19 protein-coding genes are annotated in these 20,269 nt (G+C 64.9%); 9 read left to right on the plus strand and 10 right to left on the minus strand.

Going from position 1 to position 20,269, the window contains the following annotated elements; genetic code table 11:
- Nucleotides 1-22: 22 nt before the first annotated feature.
- Together F2P45_RS22840 and trxC are read right to left on the minus strand one after the other, a co-directional pair.
- Nucleotides 23-400 carry a DUF4870 family protein gene (locus F2P45_RS22840; protein WP_166880225.1) on the minus strand — a complete coding sequence of 126 codons (378 nt, stop codon included), beginning with the start codon at nucleotides 398-400 and terminating at the stop codon, nucleotides 23-25.
- Between the two features lie 75 nt (nucleotides 401-475).
- Nucleotides 476-919, minus strand: a complete 444-nt coding sequence (gene trxC / locus F2P45_RS22845; RefSeq protein WP_166880227.1) for a thioredoxin TrxC — start codon at nucleotides 917-919, stop codon at nucleotides 476-478.
- A gap of 99 nt (nucleotides 920-1,018) precedes the next feature.
- On the opposite strand from trxC, the gene F2P45_RS22850 reads away from it, so the two are divergent.
- A complete protein-coding gene (locus tag F2P45_RS22850) occupies nucleotides 1,019-1,810 on the plus strand; it encodes a DUF72 domain-containing protein (RefSeq protein ID WP_166880228.1) in 792 nt (263 codons plus the stop codon).
- Here F2P45_RS22850 and F2P45_RS22855 read toward each other — a convergent pair.
- Together F2P45_RS22855 and F2P45_RS22860 are read right to left on the minus strand one after the other, a co-directional pair.
- The gene (locus F2P45_RS22855) at nucleotides 1,776-3,971 is read right to left on the minus strand and encodes an ATP-binding response regulator (protein ID WP_166880230.1); all 2,196 of its coding nucleotides are present in this window, start codon (nucleotides 3,969-3,971) and stop codon (nucleotides 1,776-1,778) included. The genes F2P45_RS22850 and F2P45_RS22855 overlap by 35 nt on opposite strands.
- Before the next feature lie 112 nt (nucleotides 3,972-4,083).
- Complete coding sequence (locus F2P45_RS22860; protein WP_166880232.1) at nucleotides 4,084-4,353, minus strand: hypothetical protein; 270 nt, start codon at nucleotides 4,351-4,353, stop codon at nucleotides 4,084-4,086.
- 156 nt (nucleotides 4,354-4,509) lie between these two features.
- Here F2P45_RS22860 and F2P45_RS22865 point away from each other — a divergent pair, with 156 nt between their 5' ends.
- Nucleotides 4,510-4,908 (plus strand): GFA family protein, encoded by a 399-nt coding sequence (locus F2P45_RS22865; RefSeq protein ID WP_166880234.1) that lies wholly within the window; start codon nucleotides 4,510-4,512, stop codon nucleotides 4,906-4,908.
- A 3-nt stretch (nucleotides 4,909-4,911) separates the two neighbouring features.
- Here F2P45_RS22865 and F2P45_RS22870 read toward each other — a convergent pair whose 3' ends face one another.
- Nucleotides 4,912-5,361, minus strand: coding sequence for a hypothetical protein (locus F2P45_RS22870; protein WP_166880235.1), 450 nt, complete (start codon nucleotides 5,359-5,361; stop codon nucleotides 4,912-4,914).
- 208 nt (nucleotides 5,362-5,569) lie between these two features.
- Here F2P45_RS22870 and F2P45_RS22875 point away from each other — a divergent pair, with 208 nt between their 5' ends.
- Nucleotides 5,570-7,687, plus strand: a complete 2,118-nt coding sequence (locus tag F2P45_RS22875) for a protein kinase domain-containing protein (RefSeq protein ID WP_166880237.1) — start codon at nucleotides 5,570-5,572, stop codon at nucleotides 7,685-7,687.
- Nucleotides 7,684-8,313, plus strand: a complete 630-nt coding sequence (locus F2P45_RS22880; RefSeq protein ID WP_166880239.1) for a hypothetical protein — start codon at nucleotides 7,684-7,686, stop codon at nucleotides 8,311-8,313. Before F2P45_RS22875 ends, F2P45_RS22880 begins: the two co-directional genes overlap by 4 nt.
- 5 nt (nucleotides 8,314-8,318) lie before the next feature.
- Here F2P45_RS22880 and F2P45_RS22885 read toward each other — a convergent pair whose 3' ends face one another.
- A complete protein-coding gene (locus F2P45_RS22885; RefSeq protein WP_166880241.1) occupies nucleotides 8,319-9,866 on the minus strand; it encodes a sigma 54-interacting transcriptional regulator in 1,548 nt (515 codons plus the stop codon).
- Between the two features lie 353 nt (nucleotides 9,867-10,219).
- Between F2P45_RS22885 and F2P45_RS22890 the strand changes: the two genes are divergently transcribed.
- From F2P45_RS22890 to F2P45_RS36365, 5 genes are all read left to right on the plus strand, one after another.
- A complete protein-coding gene (locus F2P45_RS22890) occupies nucleotides 10,220-11,008 on the plus strand; it encodes a hypothetical protein (protein ID WP_166880242.1) in 789 nt (262 codons plus the stop codon).
- A complete protein-coding gene (locus F2P45_RS22895) occupies nucleotides 10,995-11,177 on the plus strand; it encodes a hypothetical protein (RefSeq protein WP_166880244.1) in 183 nt (60 codons plus the stop codon). Before F2P45_RS22890 ends, F2P45_RS22895 begins: the two co-directional genes overlap by 14 nt.
- A gap of 125 nt (nucleotides 11,178-11,302) precedes the next feature.
- Entirely contained in the window at nucleotides 11,303-11,851 is a 549-nt protein-coding gene (locus F2P45_RS22900; protein WP_166880246.1) for a GNAT family N-acetyltransferase, read from the plus strand.
- Nucleotides 11,852-11,983: 132 nt separating this feature from the next.
- Entirely contained in the window at nucleotides 11,984-12,853 is an 870-nt protein-coding gene (locus tag F2P45_RS22905; protein WP_166880247.1) for a PEP-CTERM sorting domain-containing protein, read from the plus strand.
- A gap of 24 nt (nucleotides 12,854-12,877) precedes the next feature.
- The gene (locus F2P45_RS36365; protein ID WP_229505243.1) at nucleotides 12,878-13,735 is read left to right on the plus strand and encodes a PEP-CTERM sorting domain-containing protein; all 858 of its coding nucleotides are present in this window, start codon (nucleotides 12,878-12,880) and stop codon (nucleotides 13,733-13,735) included.
- A 54-nt stretch (nucleotides 13,736-13,789) separates the two neighbouring features.
- Here the strand turns inward: F2P45_RS36365 and serB are convergent, their stop codons facing one another.
- The 4 genes from serB to F2P45_RS22930 form a co-directional block, all read right to left on the minus strand.
- Nucleotides 13,790-14,632, minus strand: a complete 843-nt coding sequence (gene serB / locus F2P45_RS22915; protein ID WP_166880312.1) for a phosphoserine phosphatase SerB — start codon at nucleotides 14,630-14,632, stop codon at nucleotides 13,790-13,792.
- A gap of 16 nt (nucleotides 14,633-14,648) precedes the next feature.
- The gene (gene mfd / locus F2P45_RS22920; protein ID WP_166880249.1) at nucleotides 14,649-18,104 is read right to left on the minus strand and encodes a transcription-repair coupling factor; all 3,456 of its coding nucleotides are present in this window, start codon (nucleotides 18,102-18,104) and stop codon (nucleotides 14,649-14,651) included.
- Between the two features lie 85 nt (nucleotides 18,105-18,189).
- Nucleotides 18,190-19,131 carry a 5'-nucleotidase gene (locus F2P45_RS22925; protein WP_166880250.1) on the minus strand — a complete coding sequence of 314 codons (942 nt, stop codon included), beginning with the start codon at nucleotides 19,129-19,131 and terminating at the stop codon, nucleotides 18,190-18,192.
- 12 nt (nucleotides 19,132-19,143) lie between these two features.
- Nucleotides 19,144-20,139, minus strand: a complete 996-nt coding sequence (locus tag F2P45_RS22930) for an HDOD domain-containing protein (protein WP_166880252.1) — start codon at nucleotides 20,137-20,139, stop codon at nucleotides 19,144-19,146.
- Nucleotides 20,140-20,269: the final 130 nt, after the last annotated feature.

Below are 20,269 nucleotides of genomic sequence, written 5' to 3' on the forward strand. Positions count from 1 at the left end.
CCTGCCAGTCCCTCTACATCGATTACGCCGGCATCGCCTGGTTCTTCTCCAGGTCGAAGAACCCTTTCAGCAGGCGATACGCCTTCCAGATCCAGGCCAGTCCGCCGATGACCCACGCGAGGAACAGGCCGATACCGAACAGCCAGCCCAGCGCCACCGCGAAGAAAATGGCGACCACCATCCAGAACACGAACCACCAGAACGAGCGGATCATCCAGCTGTGATGGCTGTAGACAAACGTGCCTTGCGCGTCACCGCGTTTGATGTAGTTGACGATCAGCGGGATGATCGACAGCATGCCCAGCGAAAAAACCAATGCCAGCGCGTGCACGATGTACAGAATCCGCGCCATGTTTTTTTGTTCTTCCATATTTCGCTCCAAGATAAGTTCTTGCGTCATGTTTCATGCTCCTTTAGCAATACGAGCCGATTGTAGCAGCCCCGCAGCGGCCTTTCCGCACATTTTGCATGCATATCATGCATGCCGCATCAGAGCGTCCACCCAGGAAACGATTCCGTTCACATCCATCGCACCCGGCTGGCGCGCCACTTCGCGGCCGTTGCGAAACAGCGCCAGGGTGGGAATGCTGCGGATGTTGTAGCGCGCCGCCAGGTCCTGCAGATGCTCGGTATCGACCTTGAGCAGGCGCACGCGCGGCTCGAGCCGCCTGGCCGCCTGCAGATAGGCCGGCGCCATCTGCTTGCACGGTCCGCACCACCCGGCCCAGAAATCGACCAGCACCGGAATATCGTTGCGCTCGATGTGCTTGTTGAAGCGCGCCGTGTTGACGTCGAGCGGCGTGGCAACGAACAGCTCCTTCGCGCATTTGCCGCACACCGGCGTGTCTTTCAGGCGCTCCTGGGCGAGCCGGTTGACCGCTTCGCAATGCGGGCAGACGATGTGGACGGGGTCGGTCATGAAATCCTCCTGCGTACGGATTGGTAAAACGCCATTGTAGACCGGGCGCCGTCCAAGCGTGTTCGGCCTGGCGCGCGAGGGCTGCTACACTTTCTCGCCATGACATCTCAACGACTTCCATCTGGCGGCGTGCTGCGCATCGGCTGCGCCGGCTGGACCATTTCGCGCGAGGCGGCGCCGTCCTTCGATGCCGAAGGCAGCCACCTGGAGCGCTATGCCCGGGTGCTCGGCACGGTCGAAATCAACTCGTCCTTTTACCGGCCGCACCAGCCCAAGACCTACGCGCGCTGGGCCGCGAGCGTGCCGCCGGCGTTTCGTTTCGCGGTCAAGATGCCGCGCGCGATCACGCACGATGCGGGCCTGGCCGGCATCGACGCGCCGCTGCGCCAGTTTGCCGGCGAGGTCGGGGCGCTGGGCGAAAAGCTCGGCTGCCTGCTGGTGCAGCTGCCGCCCAAGTTCGCGTTTGACGGCGCCGTGGCCGGCGATTTTTTCGCGCGCGTGAACGACACGTTCGGCTGCATGCTCGCCTGCGAAGCGCGCCATCCCAGCTGGTTCGGCGACGCTGCGAGCGCATTGCTCGAACGGGCGGGCGTCACGCGCGTGATCGCCGATCCGGCCAAGGGCCAGCATGGCCCGCACGTGCCGACCACGCAGGCGATCTACGTGCGCCTGCATGGCTCGCCGCGCATCTACTATTCCGCGTATTCGCCGGCCTACATTGCGCAGCTGGCGCGCGACATGGCGGTCCACGCGCAGCAGGGGCGCGATGTCTGGATCATCTTCGACAACACGGCGTCCGGCGCGGCGCTGCCCAATGCGCTGGCGCTGCGCACGGCGCTCGAACCTGGCCCGGGGCTCACGCCAGCGCCAGGTCCAGGTCTTCCAGCCTGATCGGCTTGGTGAAGTGGCGCGCGAAGCCGGCGTCGATGGCTTGCGTGCGGTCCTTTTCGCTGCCGTAGCCGGTCAGCGCAATGAGTTCGATGCCGGCCGTGCGCTCGTCGGCCTTGAGCGCGCGCGCCAGCGCATAGCCATCCATGCCGGGCAGGCCGATGTCGATGAACGCCAGTTCCGGCTGCGCGGCCAGCGCCGTGGCAATCGCTTCAAGCCCGCTGGCGGCGCTGACCACGTCGCAGGACCGCAGTTGCAGCAGCATCGACATCATCTCGCGCGCATCGGCGTTGTCTTCCACCAGCATCACGCGGCGCAGGCGCTGCTCCGGCGCGCTCGTTGCACCCGGCAGCGCGGGCATGTGCCCGGCCAGGCGCGGCAGGGTGACGGTGGCGGTGCTGCCCTTGCCGCTGCCGTCGCTGTCGATGCGCACGAAGCCGCCGTGCAGGTCGACCAGCCGGCGCACCAGCGACAGGCCGATTCCCAAGCCGCCATGGGCGCGTTGCAGGCTTTGCTTGCCCTGCACGAAAATATCGAACACGTGCGGCAGCAGCTCGGGCGGGATGCCCAGGCCCGAATCGCGCACGGCCAGTTCGGCCGCGTCGCCCACCTGGCGCACGCTGATCGCGATCTCGCCGCCGCCCGGACTGTATTTGATGGCGTTGTCGAGCAGGTTGTCGATCACTTGCAGCAGGCGGGTAGGATCGGCGTTGACCGTGGCCGGCACGCTGTCGACGCGCACCGTGAAGGCGGCGGTGCGCCCGCTGGCCTTGAGCGTGTCGACGCAGCGCTGCACCACCTCGGCCAGGTCGACCGGTGCCTTTTGCAGTTCCAGCTTGCCCATCAGGGCGCGGTTCACTTCGAGCAGGTCGTCGACCAGTTTGCGCAGATGGTCGGTCTGGCGCCGCAGCACGTCGCGCGCGCGCTGGGCCATGGCGTCATCGACCTGGCGCGCGTTGTCGAGAATCGAGACGGCGCTGGCCACGGCGCTGAGCGGGTTGCGCAGTTCGTGGCCGAGCATCGCCAGAAATTCGTCCTTGGCGGCGTTCTGTTCCTCGGCGCGGGCGCGCGCGGTTTTTTCGGAGACCAGCAGGGCATTGCGTTCGTTCTCGGCGTCGGTGCGCGAGCGCATTTCGGCCTGCAGGCGGTCGCTCGCTTCGCGGATCGCTTCGTTCAGGCTTTCCAGTTCATGGATGCCGGAGCGCGCCAGCGCGCGCACTTCGCCGCCCTGGCCGAGCAGCGCGGCGGCCTGCGAGGCGCGCGCCACGAAACGCACCAGGTGGCGTCCGGCCAGCATGGCCAGCGCCAGCGCCGCCACCAAGGCGATCACCAGACCGGCCGTCATCACCGGCACGCCGCGCCAGACCGCCGCCTCGATCTCGTCGACCGGCGCGCCGATGATGATCGACCAGCCCGAGCGTTCGGAACGGGTGAAGGCGTCGACCACGCGCCGGTCGTCGCCAGACAGATGGGTGAACACGCCGCTGCGCGCCTTGTTGATCACGGCCAGCGTGTCCGGACGCACCGTGAGGCCGACGAATTTGTCGGCGTTCTCGCTGCGCGCGATGATGATGCCGGCGCGGTCGAGAAGCGCCACGCGCCAGCCCGGCGGCAGGGTGCGCCCGGTGAACGAGTGCGCGAAAAAGGCCGGCGAAAAGGCTTGTCCGATCACGTACCGCTTGCCGGACGGGGTGCGGATCGGCTCCTCGACCATGACGAAATGGTTCTTCAGCACCTCGCCCCATTTGATGCCGGTCACCTGGCCCTGGCTTGACGCCAGCATCGCCGTGACCTGTTCGGGATCGGGACGCCTGGGCAGCGCAATGCCGTACTGGCGGCGCGTGTTGAGCAGCTGCTGGCCGTGGGTGTCGTACAGGATGATCCAGCCGCCCGGCGCCGCGCTGGCCTGGCGCGCCTCGTCGTAGAAGCGCGCCAGGTCGCCCTGCGCCAGCGCCTGCGAGTGGCCGAGCACCTTGAGCACCGACTGGGCGCGGTAGATATCGGCATCGATGGCGCGCGCGGTCAGCGTGGCGCTTTGTTCGACGCGCCCGACGGCGGAACTGCGCTGGGTGTCCTGCAAGATGTGCAGCGCGATGCCGCCGAAGACGGCGACCGGAATGACAATCGAGAGGGCCAGGAAAATATAGTGGGAACGCAGGCGCATCAGTGGGCGACGCCGCGGAAGTGGGGAAGGTGGGCTGGCATGGATCGACGGAGCTGGGTGACGGGAACGGTGCGCAATTTTACAGCAGGCCAGCGCTCTTGCGAAACTCGCTTCAGCGGCCGCCGCCGCGCCGCCTGCGCTGCTCGACTTCATGCACCGCCAGCGGCAAGGTCGCGCGCCACAGGGCCAGCCCGGCCATGCTGGCGCCGCCGCACAGCCAGCCGCGCATGTCGAAGCTCGGCTGCGAGAGGAACCACATCATCGCCACCATGCCGCCGAACATCAGCAGCATGCCCACCAGCGCCGCCCAGGCGCGCCAGTTGGCGGCGTGGGCTTGGGCGGCGGTGCTCAGGGTCAGGGCGATCTGTTGGGTGATGTTCATGCAGGCAAGCATACAAGCTGGGATAGGGATTGTCCATCGGCAAGTGCCTCGCGCAGGCGGGTGGCGCTGTTGCGTTCCTTGCTGGTACACTCGTCTTCAATGCTTAACTGAAACTTAACGTCATCCAGAAAAACCCCGCAGGATTATGAACTGACGATGAAAACGTATCTTGGAAGTTGCCATTGCGGCGCGGTGCGCTTCGAGGCCGATATTGACCTGAGCGTGACAACCTTGCGCTGTAATTGTTCCCTGTGCAGGAAGAACCGCTGGTGGGCGGCGATCGTGAAACCGGAATCGTTCCGCCTGCTGTGCGGGGCGTCCGAGCTGGGCGACTACCAGTTCCACCGGCGCGTCGAGCACCACCTGTTTTGCCGCCATTGCGGGGTGCGCCCGTTCAGCATCGGACAGTCGCCCCGGCTCGGCAAGTTTTACGGCGTGAATGTGACCTGCCTGGACGGCGTGTCGGATGAAGAGCTGTCGTGGGTGCCGATCCGCTACGTGGACGGGCGCAACGACGAGTGGGACAAGCCGCCCGCCGAGACGGGTTACTTGTAATCGTCAGCGGTGGCGCCAGCCGCGTCCATGGCCGCGTCCGTGGCCGCCAAGGCCCCAGCCGCGCCCGACATGGGCACGCCCGTAGCCGTGATGGCCCCACGAGCGGCCGAAGCCGAAGCCCAGGCTCAGCGAGATCGGCGGGTACCACAGCGGTTCCTCGACGTACACCGGTGCCGGTACATACACCGGCTGCTGCACGTAGACTGGCGACTGCACCCAGACCGGCGGCGCCACAGTGACCGGACGGGACGAATATTCGACGCGCGAGCCGTTGGGCGAGGCCGCGGCCACCTTGTCGCCGGTGCCCGGCGCGACCGGGGTGACCGACACCACGCGCCACTGCGACGGATCGGACGGCTGAGCATAGCCGCCGCTGGCATAGCCGGACGACGGCGGATAGGTGGCGCAACCGCCAAGCGCGACTAGCGTTCCGATAAGTAAGAGGTTTTTCATGGCAAGGAATTCCTTATTCTGTTCCGATCACTATAGGCAAATGGCATGCGCCGGCGCTGCTACTTACACGTTGTTACATTCATGATAAGACATGAAACTTTTTTGTCATTGACTCTGTCATACATGTACACTACGGAAATGTTTTTGCAACTGACATAACGTGGAGCGCAATTTGCAGGATGAAGAGCAGGGGACGGGCCATTATCAGGTGAAGCGACTGTTGGGCGAGGGCGGCTTCGGGCAAGTGTACGAAGCCTGGGACTCCAGGCTCCAGCGTATTATCGCCATCAAGCGGCTGAAACCGCAACTGCTTTCCTCGCGACCAGACAATCTGCTCGACGAGGCGCGTCTCGCCGCGTCCCTGCGCCATCCCGGCTTCGTGCGCATCTTCTCGATCGAGGGCGACGCCGCCCAGCAATCGATCATCATGGAATTCGTCGACGGCTGCACCTTGCGCGAAGCCGGCAAGCGCGGCCCCATGCCCGAAGCGCAGGTGCTCGACATCGTCGCGCAAGTGGCGGACGCCATGTGCGAAGCCCACGCCGCCAAACTGATCCACGGCGACATCAAGCCGGCCAACCTGATGCTCGAACCCGGCGGCCAGGTGCGCATCATGGATTTCGGCCTGGCGCGCAAGATCGACCCGCAGGCCACCGAATCGGTGGTGTTCGACCAGACCGAAGGCACCATCGCCTACCTGGCGCCGGAACTGATGATGGGCTCGACCCTGAGCCCGCAGAGCGATGTGTACGCGCTCGGCGTGGTGATGTACGAACTGCTCAGCGGCACCCGCCCGTTTTCGCACCTGAGCGGGCTGGCGCTGGCGGCCGCGCATATCCAGTCGTCTTCGAACCTGTGGCCGTTCGCGCCCGACACCAGCCCGGGCGTGACCGCCCTGGTACGTGCCATGACGGCGCGCCAGCCCGAGGACCGGCTCGCTTCGATGGAGGCGGTGCGCGAGGCGGTGCGCAGCCTGCGCGCCGGCACGGGCGCGCCGGCGCTGACGCCGGCCGCCGCCGCTAGCGAAAAAGGGCCGTCTGGCAAGAAGAAGGCGGCGCTCGCCATCGGCATCGGTACGCTGGTCGTGGCGCTCGGCGGTTTGCTTGCGAGCGGGCACCTGGGCCAATGGTACACGCATAACGATCCGTTCTTTTCCGAAGCCGCCGCGATGGAAAGCGGTTTGACGGCACTCAAGACCTTCGAGCGGCGCGAACGGCTGGATGTGGCGATCCGCACTTTCAGCCATATTCTCGAGCGTAATCCGAAACATGCCGCCGCTGCCGCGGGTTTGTCGTTCGCTTACTGCTTCAAGCAAACCAGCGAACGACGCGACGATACCTGGCTCAAGCGCGCAGACGCCAGTGCCCAACTTGCCATCAGTCTGAACGATCAGCTGGCGCTCGGCTACGCCGCTCAGTCGACGGTGCGGGCCAGCCAGCGGCGGGCGCCCGAAGCCCTGATGCTGGCCGATCAGGCGTTACGGCTCGACCCGCTCAACTGGTTTGGCCTGGTTGCCAAGACCAATGCGCTGACCCGCCTGCGCCGCTTTGCCGAAGCCGAGCAACTCTTGCTGCAGGCAATCAAGCGCTATTCTGGCGATCACGTTTTCTACGATTTGCTCGGCACCCTGTATTTCGATCAGGGCCGACTCAAGCCAGCGGAGCAGGCGTTCCGGCACAGTATCAAACTCGAACCCGACAGTGTCAGTGCGTATTCCAACCTGAGCCTGGTCCTGCAGCGCCAGAATCGCCTGGATGAGAGTCTGCAAGTTTTGCAGCAAGGTTTGCAAGTGCGAGCGACGGGTCCGCTATATACCAATCTCGGCAACGCGCTGTTCACCCGCGGCGACTATGTCGGCGCGGCCGAGGCCTTCGAGCGCGCCGTTTCCCCGCCCTTCGGCAATAATTACGATTACCTGCACTGGGCCAACCTGGGTGATACCTTGCGTTGGATTCCTGGCCGCGAGGACGATGCGCGCAAGGCGTACCAGCAAGCTCTGGGCATGCTCAAGCCGATCCTGGCCAGCGCGCCGGGCGAGCCCACCCTGCAGTCGCGCATGGGACTGTACAGGGCCCGCCTGGGTGAGCGCGCGGGCGCCATCGAGCATACCCGGCGTGCCATCGAGATATTGCCGGATGACCCGAACGTGCATTTTCGGGCAGCGATGGCCTACGAACTTCTGGGCGAACGTGACCTTGCGCTGAGCGAATTGACCCACGCGCGCGCAAAGGGATATCCCAACCACTTGATTAGCGCCGAACCCGACCTGATCGAGTTGCGGCGTGACCCGCGGTACTTTTACTCCACCACTGAAAGTGACAAATGAAAAAACCGACCTCGATGCTCCTGGAAGCAAATTTCGACATTAACCAGATCGGAGAAACGCTGGAATGGTCGTTCAGCCGCAAAGATGGCGATGGCAATCCGGTCAAGGGGAGGTATGCGGGGGCGATCTACTTTACGGTCGGCGAGAAGATGAAGGTGCGGGTGCGGGCGGGCGGCTATGAAGCGTTCGAATCGTTCAAGGTCCTCGACTGCTGCCTGATCACCCGTCCCCAGATCATTGCCATCGCGCCGGGTGGGCTGGCAAGCTACGCGGTTCCCTCGCCATTTGCCGGCGTTGTGGGCGCCTCTGCCGAGATTCCCGCGGACGAATTCGTGCCTGGCCGCAGCGCCGATACCGAGGAAGACGGTCGCAGGTACCACACCAAAGTGCAGAAATGGGAGAATTTCCTGACGGTGGCCGAAGCGACCGGTCGCTGGGAAATCTCGTTTGCCCTGACCGTGGAAATCACGCGCAGTTCGGGTAACGTGGAGCGCCGCGTCTTCGTGTTCGATCCGGAAGGCCAGGTCGGCGCCGGCATCATTCCGCCGATGATGATGGATTCCGACGATAGCGTCGCCTGCCAGCTCGCGCCGGAAAGCGACATCGCCGGCCGCTTGCCGACCTGAGTTTCCTAGGCGGCGTCCAGCCCCAGCACCCGCAAATGGCGGCGCAGCGCTTCGCTCGGCGTTTTCAGGCGCGAGGCGCAACGCGCCAGGTCGCCGCCGTGGGCACTCAGGGCCGCGTCGAGTTCCTCGCGCGGGATCAGCGCCGCCGGGCGGATCGCCGGATGCGCTTCGATCAGCTTGTACAGCGAGGGCCGTGACAAGCCCAGCTGCTGGGCCGCGCCGCTGATCTGCCAGCCATGTTCTTCCAGCGCGCCGAGCAGGTCGTCGTTGCTGACCTCGGCCAGCTTGCGGCGCGGCGCGCCCTCCATCGGCGCTTTCTGGCTGGCGCTGCGCGGCTGTTCAGCCGACATGGCGACCATGGCGCTGACCGGGCGCGCCGTTGCCGGCGCATGCACGTACTGCGACAGCACCGGCCGCTCGCCCGCCTGCAAAGCCATCACCATCCTGCGCGCCACATTGGCCAGCTGGCGGATATTGCCCGGCCAGTCGTAATTGCACATCTCGGAGACCAGCGCCGGCGGAAACGCCGCCAGCTCGGCACTATTCAACGCGCAACCCTTGAGCATGTGCAGCAGCAGCACGCCGATATCCTCGCGCCGCTCGCGCAGGGTCGGCACCCGGATCACGAACGCCTCCATGCGGCGCAGCAAGGGCTGGTTGAAGCCGCGCGCATCCAGGTCCTGGTCGGTGGCGGCGATCAGGCGCGCCGTGGTGCGCGCATCGGCGCTGGCGCCGAGCGGGCGGTAGCAGCCCGTTTCCAGCACCCGCAGCAGCATCGGCTGCACCGAGGCCGGCGTGTCGCCCAATTCATCGAGAAACAAGGTGCCGCCATCGGCTTCGGCAAACAAGCCCTGGCGCGGCGCCTGCGCGCCCGTGTACGCGCCCTTGGCCGCGCCGAACAGGTCGGCCGCGGCCAGCGACTCGCTCAGGGTCGCCATGTTCACGGCCACCAGCGGATTGGCGCTGCGCTTGCTGGCCTGGTGGATGGCGCGCGCCGCCACATCCTTGCCGGTGCCGGTCTCTCCCAGCAGCAGCACGGCCAGGTCGGTGCCCGCCACCTGGCGGATCAGCTCGCGCGTGGCGATGGCGCCGCTGCTCACGCCCAGCAGGCTCGGGAACAGGTTGGGGCGCGGGAAACTCGTCATCCAGTGCAGGCACAGCAGCACATGGCCGCCCAGCCCCAGCACCACGCCGCCCTTGACTTCTTCGCGGGTAAAGCGGCGCGTGCCGCTCAGCACGGCGCCATTGACTTCGAGCGCCATGCGGCTGTCGGGTGCGGCCAGCTCCACGCTGTCATCGCCGAGCCTGCGCACCATCAGCGGCGCGCGCGCGATCGCCCGGTGGCCGAGCGCGATGCCGTCCTGGCCGGGGCGGAAGAACAGCGGCGTGTAACGGCACACCTCGATCGCGCCTTCCTCGGCCGGGCCGATGAACTGCTCGCCGATGCGCTCCGTTTCCGGATGCCACAGAATGGTCAGGCCCAGCAAGGCACTCGTGATGCCGTTCTTTTGCGAGAAAAGCTGGGTCGTCAGCGTGTTATCAACATCATTCACCGGGTAGGCTCCATGGCACGGCGTTTAGTAAATGCCAATTATAGAGCAAGGGCGACAATTGTTGACATGTAAAGAGCGGTCCGCTTACACGTGTTTTACACGTCGCCTGTCAATGCCGCGCCGGCCGCTGCGCGTCCGCGTTCCGTTCGACATGTAAATGGGCCCGCATTTACATGCTCATTTACATCATTTACCGGAAAACAAGCGCGGTTTGCTGTCTATTTCGGCACTTATCAGCATGGCACGCTAGTTGCTAAGTATCTATCGCGGCCTTGTTGGGCAGCAAGTAGCTAATGCTTTTGAGAGAGTTGGGAACCATGGGTATCGTGATCGAAAGTTATGCATTCGTTGGAGTGGCAACCCGGGCAACCGGGCCGACGGCACAGGTATGGCTGCCGCCCGGCTTCACGCTCACCGGCGGCGGCGCCTACGACATGGGCCGCGGCACCTCGAACACGCTGACCGCCTGCTACCCGACCCGCAACCAGTCCGGCGTCTACACCGGCTGGGCCGCGGCGGGACGCGACTTCGGCCTGGCCGACCCGGTGCCGCTGGCGGTGTACGCGGTCGGCATCCGCATCACCCGCGACGGCGAGCCGGTCCGGATCGAACAGCAGGTGTTTTCGGCCACCAGCGCGCTGGTGTCGGACCCGGGCGTGAGCGTCAAGCTCGGCGCCGGCTGGATCGGCACCGGCGGCGGCGCCCAGGATAACTACGCCACCCCCGTCAACGGCAATATGCTCACCGCCAGCTACCCGCTGATCGGCGCCGATGGCAATATCTGCGGCTGGAGCGCTTCCGGGCGCGAGCACGACGCCGTCGACCAGGCCCGCGTGACCGCCTTCGTGATCGGCATCCGCACCGGGCCCGACGTGGCGCTCGAAGCGCGCATCGTCTCGAACACCAGCCTGCTGACCGGCTACCCGAGCGCGCTGGTGGCCGTCCCTCATGGCAACGCCGTGGTGGCCGGCGGCGGCGCCCTGGTCGGCGAGAGCGGGCGCGGCACCATGCTCAGTGCCTCGTGCCCGATCATCAGCAGCCAGGACGGCCGCCTGACCGGCTGGTTCGCCGCCCGCAAGGTGCAAAAATCGGCCCCGCCGAGTGGCATTACCGCGTATGGAGTCTTGCTTGAAGCTGCGTGACTGGATCCTGGTGCTGATGGCCGTGCTGGCGCTGGCGGCCGACCTGCCCGAGCGCGCACTCATGGCCAGCAAGCAGCCGTCGACCACCCTGACAACCGAGGCCGCGCCAGCGCAGCAGGCCCGGGCACCATATAACCTCGATCGAACGAGGGATACCGCCGGACGATAGGCGGATGGCGTTCCACCGCGCCCGCCGCCACCCATGTCGTCTTCTTTTACGCGCACCGAGGTGCGCGTTTTTTTTCGCTGTGCCGGGTCGCCTATAATCGGTTTTTCACCCCTACGGGAGCACCCATGTTCACCATCCGCCTGGCACGCATGTCCGAAAAACCGCTGTTGGAAGCGTTGATTGCGCGCTCGGGGACCGGGTTGGCCGCCGGTTTTTACACGCCGCAGGAAGCCGACGCCATCACGCGCGAAGTGTTCGGCGTCGACAGCGCACTGGTCGACGACGGCACCTACTTCGCCATCGAGGACGAGGGCAGGGTGGTCGCCTGCGGCGGCTGGAGCCGGCGCGCCACCGACTTTGGCGGCGACGGCGCCAAGCATGGCAACGACCGCCTGCTCGATCCGGCCAGCGAACCGGCGCGCATCCGCGCCTTTTTCGTCGATCCGTCAATGGCGCGGCGCGGGCTGGGCAGCATGCTGCTGCGGCACTGCATCGAGGCGGCCGCACAGGCCGGCTTTGGTTCGCTGGAACTGGTGTCGACCATGCCGGGCGAACCCTTGTACCTGGCGCACGGTTTCGTGGCGATCGAACCGATCGCGCTGGCGCTGGCCGATGGCGTGGTGGTCAGGCTGACCCGCATGCGGCGCAGCCTGGCACTCCAGCCTGGCTGCTGACACGCCCGAACGCCTTCGGAAACCACTTATCAGCGTGAAATTTGTATAAATTGAACAACAAATCATCGCGCGTGCAGCGGGCGCTGCTATATTGTCATTCCCGATAATTTTGTTATTAAATTAAGGCATTCCATGAACAAATTCGCCGTAGGCGTGGTGATCGCGGCCACGCTGGCGTCACCGCTGCTGGCCCAGGCACAGGTGCGCGCTGACGCCAGTCTGAGCAATTTCTCGTACAGCCTGGTTGATTTGTTGCCCGACGATGGCATCGTGCCCTCGCTCACCATTGTCGTGCCCGCGGATTATGCCGGCGCCTCCCAGATTTCCGCCTACCTCAGGCAGTATGGCGACACGGTCCCATCGCTGGACGACAAACGTACCCAATCTACCACCCGCTATAACCGCGACATCAATGCGCGTCTCGACACGGCTGCCGGCAAGTCAGGCGCCAGCGTGACCGGTACTGATTTCGCTTCACTGCAATTTCGCACCACGGTCTCGACCACCAGCTCCGTTGCCGGAACCCGGCAGACGTATGCGTCCGCCAGTGCCAACATTGTCGAGTTCGTGCTCTCGCCGGGCACCCAGGTCTCGTTCTTCGCCGACTTCAACGGCAGCGCGTCCGCGGCGAAGCCGGCAAGCAGTCTGTTTCGGGAAGATGCGCAAATCGATGGTTCTTTTTCTTTAGTCGGCTATGTGCAGGACCAGGTGATCGGCGGGGACTCGAAAACGATCAGGGTGAGAGCGGCGAACGGTTATTACGACGCAAGTCCTCCTCCCATTGCGTCGAGCAGTGAGCGTTTTTCGCTGACGTTCGATAACAACTCGGCGTTGTCATCGAATCTGAACTTGAAGTTCTCCTTGACCTCGTCCGCGGACAGTCAGTACTACAGCATGCTGCCACTGCCGGTACCCGAGCCGGCCACCACGGCCATGCTGCTTGCCGGACTGGGCCTGGTCGCGGGCGCAGCGCGCCGCCGCCGCAAGGTCCAGGGTAACTAACTCATTATTCAACTCAGGATTTTTATGAAGACAATCGTTACCACGCTGGTACTGGGCGCAACGCTCGCCGTGCCGCTGTCGGCCAGCGCGCAAGTGAGCGCGCAAGGCACCTTGACCAATTTTTCTTACTCGCTGGTGGACTTGCTGCCGAACGACGGCATCGCGCCATCGCTGTCGATCGTCAAGCCGCTGAATCCCGCGCAGCTGGGCATCCGCGCCATCGGGGATATCAGCGAAACCGGCTTGCGCCAGAACCGCGAGAGCAGCGAAGACAATTCGCACTTGCTGTACAGCCGCGATCTCGACGCAGGCATATCCCTCGCGCAGGGCACCGCGGTTTCGACCGTCAGCGGCACCAATTTCCAGACCCTGGCCTTGAGTACGGCCGCGTCGACCAAAAACGGCGCCGGCTACGAGCGCAGGGTGGTCGCGTCGAATTACGTGATGATCGAAGAATTCGTCCTTTCGCCAGGTACTGAGGTCAGGTTCTTTGCCGACGTGCGTGGCAGCGTGGCGAAAGCACTGCCAAGCACCAATACCCTGAAAGAGAGTTCGGAACTCTCGGCCTCGATGAGCTTCCCTGAATTCAGCGCCAACGGCTACCCGGATTTCGTTTCGGAGTTCAGCATGCGAGCGCCGTCCTGGAGCGCCGATCCGAACGCGCCGTACTCGGAGTCGGCCAGCGAGCGCTTGTCGATCATGTTCCAGAACACGGCGAAAACGTCGTGGAAGCTGAAGGTGGAGCTCACCTTGTGGTCGGAAGCGAACTCGCTCGATACCTCGCCGGTGGCCAGTCCGGTGCCGGAGCCGGCGACGTACGGCATGCTCCTCGCCGGCCTGGCGCTGGTGGCGGGTGTCGCGCGCCGCAAGCGGCCTGCCTGAGTGGTGTTTGCATGCGGGCGCGCGCCCGCATGGTTTTTCTGAGCGCAGCAGCGCTTACGCGAGAATGTTGAGCAAGCCGTCCAGGCCGGTGTAAGTGAGCGCCACGTCGGCCTGGGCGCGCACCACCGGCTTGGCGCGGAACGCCACCGACAGGCCGGCGACGCTCATCATGGTCAGGTCGTTGGCGCCGTCGCCCATGACGATCGCTTGTGATGTATCAATGCCGATCTCACGGCACACGCGTTCGACGGTACGCTTCTTTTCCTCGGCGTCGACAATCCCGCCCAGCACGCGGCCGGTCAGCTTGCCGTCCACGATCTCCAGCACGTTCGCATGGGTGTAGTCGAGTCCCAGGCGCGCCTTGAGGCGTTCGGTAAAGAAGGTGAACCCGCCCGACACCAGCAAGGTGCGCAGGCCGGCCGCGCGCACGGCCGCCAGCATCGCTTCGCCGCCCATCGAGATGGCCAGCCGCTCGTCGTACACGCGTTCAAGCGCCGCCGCGTCCAGCCCGGCCAGCAGCGCCACGCGCCGCGTCAGGCTTTCGGCAAACTCCAGTTCACCGCGCATGGCCGCTTCGGTAATCGCCGCCACCTGGGGCTTGAGGCCCTGCATGTCGGCGATTTCGTCGATGCACTCGATGGTGATCAGGGTCGAATCCATGTCCATCGCCACCAGCTTGAAGTCGGCCAGCGTGCGGCCGGGCGCGATGAAGGTGGCGTCGATGCGCGCCGCGCCGGCGGCGGCCTCGATGGTCTGCTTGAGAACCTCGGAAAATTCGATGGCTTCGCAGCGGATCGCGCACTCGCCCAGCTCCGTCACCCGCGCCGGGTTGGCCAGCGCGGCGATGCGGCGCAAGGTCTCTAGGGTGGCATCAAGGCCTTGCAGCACCAGGTTCATGGTCGTCATGTTCGTTTTACGCTAACAGTTGTTTAATCGTTTGCTTGACCTGCGTGACCCGCGCCGCCAGGTCTGGCATGCTGGCGGTGATCTTCAGCTTGTCCTGGCCGGCCAGCTTGATGTGGCGGTTTTTCTGGATCAGGGTGATGATGCGCATCGAGTCGATCGGCGGGTTGACCATGAACTGCAGGCTGGCCGCTTCGCCATGCGCGTCGATCTTGATGATGCCGACCGTCTTGGCGGCGATGCGCAGGCGGTGCGTTTCGATCAGCGCCTTGACCGGGTCGGGCAGCTTGCCGAAGCGGTCGATCAGCTCTTCCTGCATGTCGTCGATCTTCTCTTGCGCGCTGCAGTTGGCGAGGCGCTTGTAGATCGACAGGCGTTCGTGCACATCGCCGCAGAAGTCGGCCGGCAGCAGCGCCGGCACGTGCAGGTTGATTTCGGTGGTGGTGGCCAGCGGCGCGGCCAGGTCGGGTTCCTTGCCGGCCTTGAGCGAGCGTACCGCTTCGTTGAGCATGTCGGAATACAGCTGGAAGCCGATCTCCAGCATCTCGCCCGACTGGTTCTCGCCCAGCACTTCGCCGGCGCCGCGAATTTCCAGGTCGTGCATCGCCAAAAAGAAGCCGCTGCCCAGTTCTTCCATCTGCTGGATCGCGTCCAGGCGGCGCTGCGCCTGCTTGGTCAGGCTGCTTACATCGGTGACCAGCAAATAGGCGTACGCCTGGTGGTGCGAACGGCCCACGCGCCCGCGCAGCTGGTGCAGCTGCGCCAGGCCGAACTTGTCGGCGCGGTGCATGATGATGGTGTTCGCGGTCGGCACGTCGATGCCGGTTTCGATAATCGTCGTGCACAGCAAAATGTTATAGCGCTGCGCCACGAAGTCGCGCATGACCTTTTCCAGGTCGCGCTCGTGCATCTGGCCGTGCGCCACGCCGATGCGCGCTTCCGGCAGCAGCTCGGCGAGCATGGCCGAGCGGTTCTGGATGGTCTCGACTTCGTTGTGCAAAAAGTAGATCTGGCCGCCGCGTTTGAGTTCGCGCAAACACGCTTCGCGGATGACCGAGCCGTCTTCGCTGCGCACGAACGTCTTGATCGCCAGCCGTTTTTGCGGGGCGGTGGCGATGATCGAAAAGTCGCGCAAGCCTTCCAGCGCCATGCCGAGCGTGCGCGGAATCGGGGTGGCGGTGAGGGTGAGCACGTCGACTTCGGCGCGCAGGGCTTTCAGCGCTTCTTTCTGGCGCACGCCGAAGCGGTGTTCTTCGTCGATGATGACCAGGCCCAGGCGGGTGAACTGCACGTCCGGCGAGAGCAGCTTGTGGGTGCCGATCACGATATCGAGCGTGCCGTCGGCCATGCCCTTGATGGCGTTGTTGATCTCCTTGCCGGTGCGAAAGCGCGACAGCTCGGCGATGCGCACCGGCCAGTCGGCGAAGCGGTCGGCGAAGGTCTGCGCGTGCTGCTCGGCCAGCAAGGTGGTCGGCGCCAGAATGGCAACCTGCTTGCCGCCCATGACGGCGATGAAGGCGGCGCGCAGCGCCACTTCGGTCTTGCCGAAGCCGACGTCGCCGCACACCAGCCGGTCCATCGGTTTGCCGGCGGTCATGTCCTTGATGACGTTGTTGATCGCCTCGGCCTGGTCGGGCGTTTCTTCGAAGCCGAAGCTGTCGGCGAAGTTCTGGTAGTCGTGCGCCGAATATTCGAAGGAGTGGCCCTTGCGCAGCGCGCGCCGGGCGTACAGGTTAAGCAGTTCGGCGGCGGTGTCGCGCACCTGTTCGGCCGCCTTGCGCTTGGCTTTGTCCCAGGCGCCCGAGCCGAGCGCGTGCAGCGGCGCGTCTTCGGGCGAGGCGCCCGAGTAGCGCGAGATCACATGCAGCTGCGAGACCGGGACGTACAGCTTGGCGTCCTTGGCGTAGTCGAGATGCAGGAATTCGGTCTCGCCTTCGCCCAGGTCCATGCTGGTCAGGCCCATGTAGCGCCCGATGCCGTGGTTGATGTGGACCACCGGGTCGCCGATTTTCAGCTCCGACAGGTCGCGCACCATCGACTCGACTTGCGTGACGCCTTCCTGCTTCTTTTTGCCGGCGCGCCGGCCCGAACCCGCATACAGCTCGGTCTCGGTGATGAAAACCAGGTTGCCGGCACCCGCCTCGGACAATTCGAAGCCGGCCTGCAAGGGCGCCACGCCCAGCGCCAGCCTGGCGTCGGACTGCACGAAGCCGGCGAAGCCCTCGACCGGCACCAGCGCCAGGCTGTATTCGTTGAAGTACTGCTGCAGCGTTTCGCGCCGCCCGTTCGATTCGGCGCAGATCATCACGCGCGCATCTTGTTGCTGGTTCTGCAGCAGGTAGGCGCGCAGGTTGATCAGCGGGTCCTCGATGCGGCGGTTGACGGCAACGTTCGGAATCGGCGCCGACAGTTCGGACGGTTCCGGGTCGGCGTCTTTGGTGAGCACCCAGCGGCCGTACGCTTTGGCCAGCGTGAAAAAGTTCTCGTCGCTGAGGAACAGTTCATCGGGCGTGAGGATCGGGCGGTCGCGGTCGGCCTTGAGGAAGCGGTAGCGCGATTCGGTGTCGAGCCAGAAGCGCTTGATGGCGCCGTCGATGTCGCCTACCAAGGCCAGGCTGGCTTTTTCGGGCAGGTAGTCGAACAGGGTCGCGGTCTGCTCGAAGAACAGCGGCAGGTAGTATTCGATGCCGGCCGAGGCGATGCCGCTGCTGACATCCTTGTACACGACCGAGCGCGATGGATCGCCCTCGAAGCGTTCGCGCCAGCGGCTGCGGAAGGTGGTGCGGGCCGCGTCGTCCATCGGGAATTCGCGCCCCGGCAGCAGGCGTACTTCGCGCACCGGGTAGAGCGAGCGCTGGGTGTCGGCGTCGAAGGTGCGGATGGTTTCGATTTCGTCGCCGAACAGGTCGAGCCGGTAGGGCAGGGCGGAACCCATCGGGAACAGGTCGATCAGGCCCCCGCGCACCGAGTATTCGCCGGGCGACATGACCTGCGAATTGTGGGTGTAGCCAGCCAGGGTCAGTTGTGCCTTGAGGCGCGTTTCGTCGAGCTTTTCGCCCTGCTTGAAGAAGAAGGTGTAGGCCGCCAAAAACGAGGGCGGCGCCAGACGCACCAGCGCCGTGGTGGCCGGCACGATCAGCACATCGCACTGGCCGTTCTGGATTTCGTGCAGGGTGGCCAGGCGTTCGGAGACCAGGTCCTGGTGCGGCGAAAAGGCGTCGTAGGGCAGCGTTTCCCAGTCCGGCAGCAGGTGGCAGGCCAGCTGGCCGTCGGCGAACCAGGGGATTTCGTCGAGCAGGCGCTGGCCGTCGCTGGCGTTGGCCACGATCACGGTCAGCATCTGCTTTGCCGCCTTGAGTTCGAGCGCCGCCACCGCCAGCGCATACGCGTCCGAGGAGCCGTACAGGGTCGGGAGCGCGAAGCGGTTACCGGTTTTTGGGAGTGATTTCTTTAAATCGAAAGGCATGCGCTGTGCTGGCTGGGTGCGGGACGGGTAATTATAGCCGGATCGGGGTGCGCCCGCCGATGCAAAACCGGACAGGCGGCCACGTTCACCCCGCCGGCCGCCGGTTGGCAATCCCGAACGGCACATGCACCATCGGTATCGTTCCACCGGGCGAGGACGTCAAATGCGTCAGCTGGTCGTCGAAAAAGATGTGCGGCTTGAAGATCGACAGCACGCGCGTCTTGTTCATGCCGCCCAAGAAGAAGGTCTCGCTGGCCGACACGCCCCAGCTTTTGAGCGTGGTCACCACGCGCTCGTGCGATGGGGCGTTGCGCGCGGTGATAATCGCAATGCGCAGCACTTTCTTGTAGTCCGGGTCGCGCCGCTGCGCGCGTTCTTCCAGCTTCTGCATCAGCGACAGCTTGCGGAACATCTCGGCCAGGGGCCCGGGCTGGTGCGGCACCGCCATGTGCAAGGTCTCGTGGGCGTGGAATTCTTCAAGATTGTTATTGCGCTTGAAGATGGTCTCCGATTCGTCGTCGGCGATCACGCCGTCGAAGTCGAAGGCCACGCGCAGTTCGATATCGTCATCGTCGTCGACGATTTTCGACGGCAGCACCAGCCCGGCCGGATAGTTGGCCGCAATGGCGCTCTTGACGTCTTCTTCGTTCGCGCTCAGGAACAGTGCCGCGTTAAACGCCGGCAGGTAGGTGTAAGGCGACTTGCCGGTGATGAAAGCGGCGCGCGAAATATCGAGCCCGTAATGGGCCATCGAGCGCATCACGCGCAGCCCGGTTTCGGGCGAGTTGCGCGACAGGAGCACCACTTCGACCGGATGATGGCGCGGGAATACCTTGTTGATGTTGAGGAAGCGCCGGATGAAGGGAAACGCCACGCCCTTGCCCAGGATGACATCCAGATTGCGCTCCTGGTACCTGCGGTATTCATCCGGTCCGCTGTCCAGGTACACCTGGTGCGAGGCGGTCAGGTCGAACAGGGCGCTCGACGCCACGCCAATGACCAGCTTGCGCTCAATCTCGAAGGGCATCGATGGTCCTCATTATTCGTCCTCGTTGCGGAGTTCTTCGAAACAGGCCAGGCCGGCGGCGTCGAGCCCTTCGACAACGAACGGGTCATCCTCTTCGAAGTGGGCCGAGTCGACCAGCATGCGCAGGCGGCTGAGCATGTCGGCCAGCGCCACCACTTGCGACAACGGCGCGCCGTCAGGGTCGCCGGCCTCGCGGATGGCGTTCGTCACGGTCTCGGGAAAGCCCCACGCTTCGGCGATCCGCACCGACAGCACGCGCGCGTGCGCATGCAGCGCCGAGACGAATTCTTCGGACTGCGGCAGCGACGCTTCGGTATTGGCCTGGTCGAGCACGCGGAAGGCGACGATCAGGCCCATATTGTGCAGCAGCCCGGCGAAATAGGCTTCGACCGGATTGGCGCGCACCGAGGGCGCCAGCACGCTGGCGGCGAGCGCGCATTTTTCGCACTGGCGCCACAGCAGCGGCGTGGAAAGCTGCGAAAACGGCCCCGGATGCATGCTCATGATCACCGGCAGCAGCGAGGCGCGTCCAACCAGCATGCGCAGCCCGTTCACACCCAGCAGCATGGTGGCCCGTTCGACCGTGGTCACCGGGTCGTTGGCGTGATAGTGCGGGTGGTGGCAGGGGCGGTTCGCCTCGCGCAGCACTTCGGCGATCAGTTCCTTGTCTTGCGCGAGCTGGCGCGCCAGGTCGGCGCCGGAGACGCTGCTGTCGCGCATGGAGCGCAGCAAGGGCGTGAACACGGCCGGCCGGCTGGGCGCGAGGGTGATCTCGTCGAGCGGCTGCTGGGTCATGTAGGCCAGGTCGACCACGAGGACTTTTTCGTCGCTCGACGGGCCGCTGTTGGGCGTGATGCCGGCCAGCCAGCGGTAGAACAGCACGTCGACCATGCCCGCGTGCGCAGGGTCGGGCGCCCGCGTCCTGGCGGGGGCGGGTGCTGCCACGGGGGCGGGCGCGGGAGCGCTCTCCTCGCTGTCGCCGCCCAACAAATTCTTCAGCCATTTCATTGCTTGTTCTCTTTTACCTGCACAAAGGCTGTCACCCCGATTTTACATGATTACTCAGTAGAAACTTAGGGTTGCGTTGCCCGGCGTCGTGTCTGGTGCACGAATGTTTGCTGAACGTGCATGTTGACTT

Source organism: Massilia mucilaginosa (assembly GCF_011682145.1).
In the GTDB taxonomy this organism is placed as follows: domain Bacteria; phylum Pseudomonadota; class Gammaproteobacteria; order Burkholderiales; family Burkholderiaceae_D; genus Telluria_A; species Telluria_A mucilaginosa.

What these genes read in the sequence shown, in the direction of transcription:
- F2P45_RS22930 (WP_166880252.1), bottom strand. Translation starts at nt 20,139, where the DNA reads ATGAAATGGCTGAAGAATTTGTTGGGCGGCGACAGCGAGGAGAGCGCT.
- F2P45_RS22840 (WP_166880225.1), bottom strand. Translation starts at nt 400, where the DNA reads ATGACGCAAGAACTTATCTTGGAGCGAAATATGGAAGAACAAAAAAAC.
- F2P45_RS22880 (WP_166880239.1), top strand. Translation starts at nt 7,684, where the DNA reads ATGAAAAAACCGACCTCGATGCTCCTGGAAGCAAATTTCGACATTAAC.
- F2P45_RS22865 (WP_166880234.1), top strand. Translation starts at nt 4,510, where the DNA reads ATGAAAACGTATCTTGGAAGTTGCCATTGCGGCGCGGTGCGCTTCGAG.
- F2P45_RS22925 (WP_166880250.1), bottom strand. Translation starts at nt 19,131, where the DNA reads ATGCCCTTCGAGATTGAGCGCAAGCTGGTCATTGGCGTGGCGTCGAGC.
- trxC (WP_166880227.1), bottom strand. Translation starts at nt 919, where the DNA reads ATGACCGACCCCGTCCACATCGTCTGCCCGCATTGCGAAGCGGTCAAC.
- F2P45_RS22870 (WP_166880235.1), bottom strand. Translation starts at nt 5,361, where the DNA reads ATGAAAAACCTCTTACTTATCGGAACGCTAGTCGCGCTTGGCGGTTGC.
- F2P45_RS22855 (WP_166880230.1), bottom strand. Translation starts at nt 3,971, where the DNA reads ATGCGCCTGCGTTCCCACTATATTTTCCTGGCCCTCTCGATTGTCATT.
- F2P45_RS22850 (WP_166880228.1), top strand. Translation starts at nt 1,019, where the DNA reads ATGACATCTCAACGACTTCCATCTGGCGGCGTGCTGCGCATCGGCTGC.
- mfd (WP_166880249.1), bottom strand. Translation starts at nt 18,104, where the DNA reads ATGCCTTTCGATTTAAAGAAATCACTCCCAAAAACCGGTAACCGCTTC.
- serB (WP_166880312.1), bottom strand. Translation starts at nt 14,632, where the DNA reads ATGAACCTGGTGCTGCAAGGCCTTGATGCCACCCTAGAGACCTTGCGC.
- F2P45_RS22905 (WP_166880247.1), top strand. Translation starts at nt 11,984, where the DNA reads ATGAACAAATTCGCCGTAGGCGTGGTGATCGCGGCCACGCTGGCGTCA.
- F2P45_RS22860 (WP_166880232.1), bottom strand. Translation starts at nt 4,353, where the DNA reads ATGAACATCACCCAACAGATCGCCCTGACCCTGAGCACCGCCGCCCAA.
- F2P45_RS36365 (WP_229505243.1), top strand. Translation starts at nt 12,878, where the DNA reads ATGAAGACAATCGTTACCACGCTGGTACTGGGCGCAACGCTCGCCGTG.
- F2P45_RS22900 (WP_166880246.1), top strand. Translation starts at nt 11,303, where the DNA reads ATGTTCACCATCCGCCTGGCACGCATGTCCGAAAAACCGCTGTTGGAA.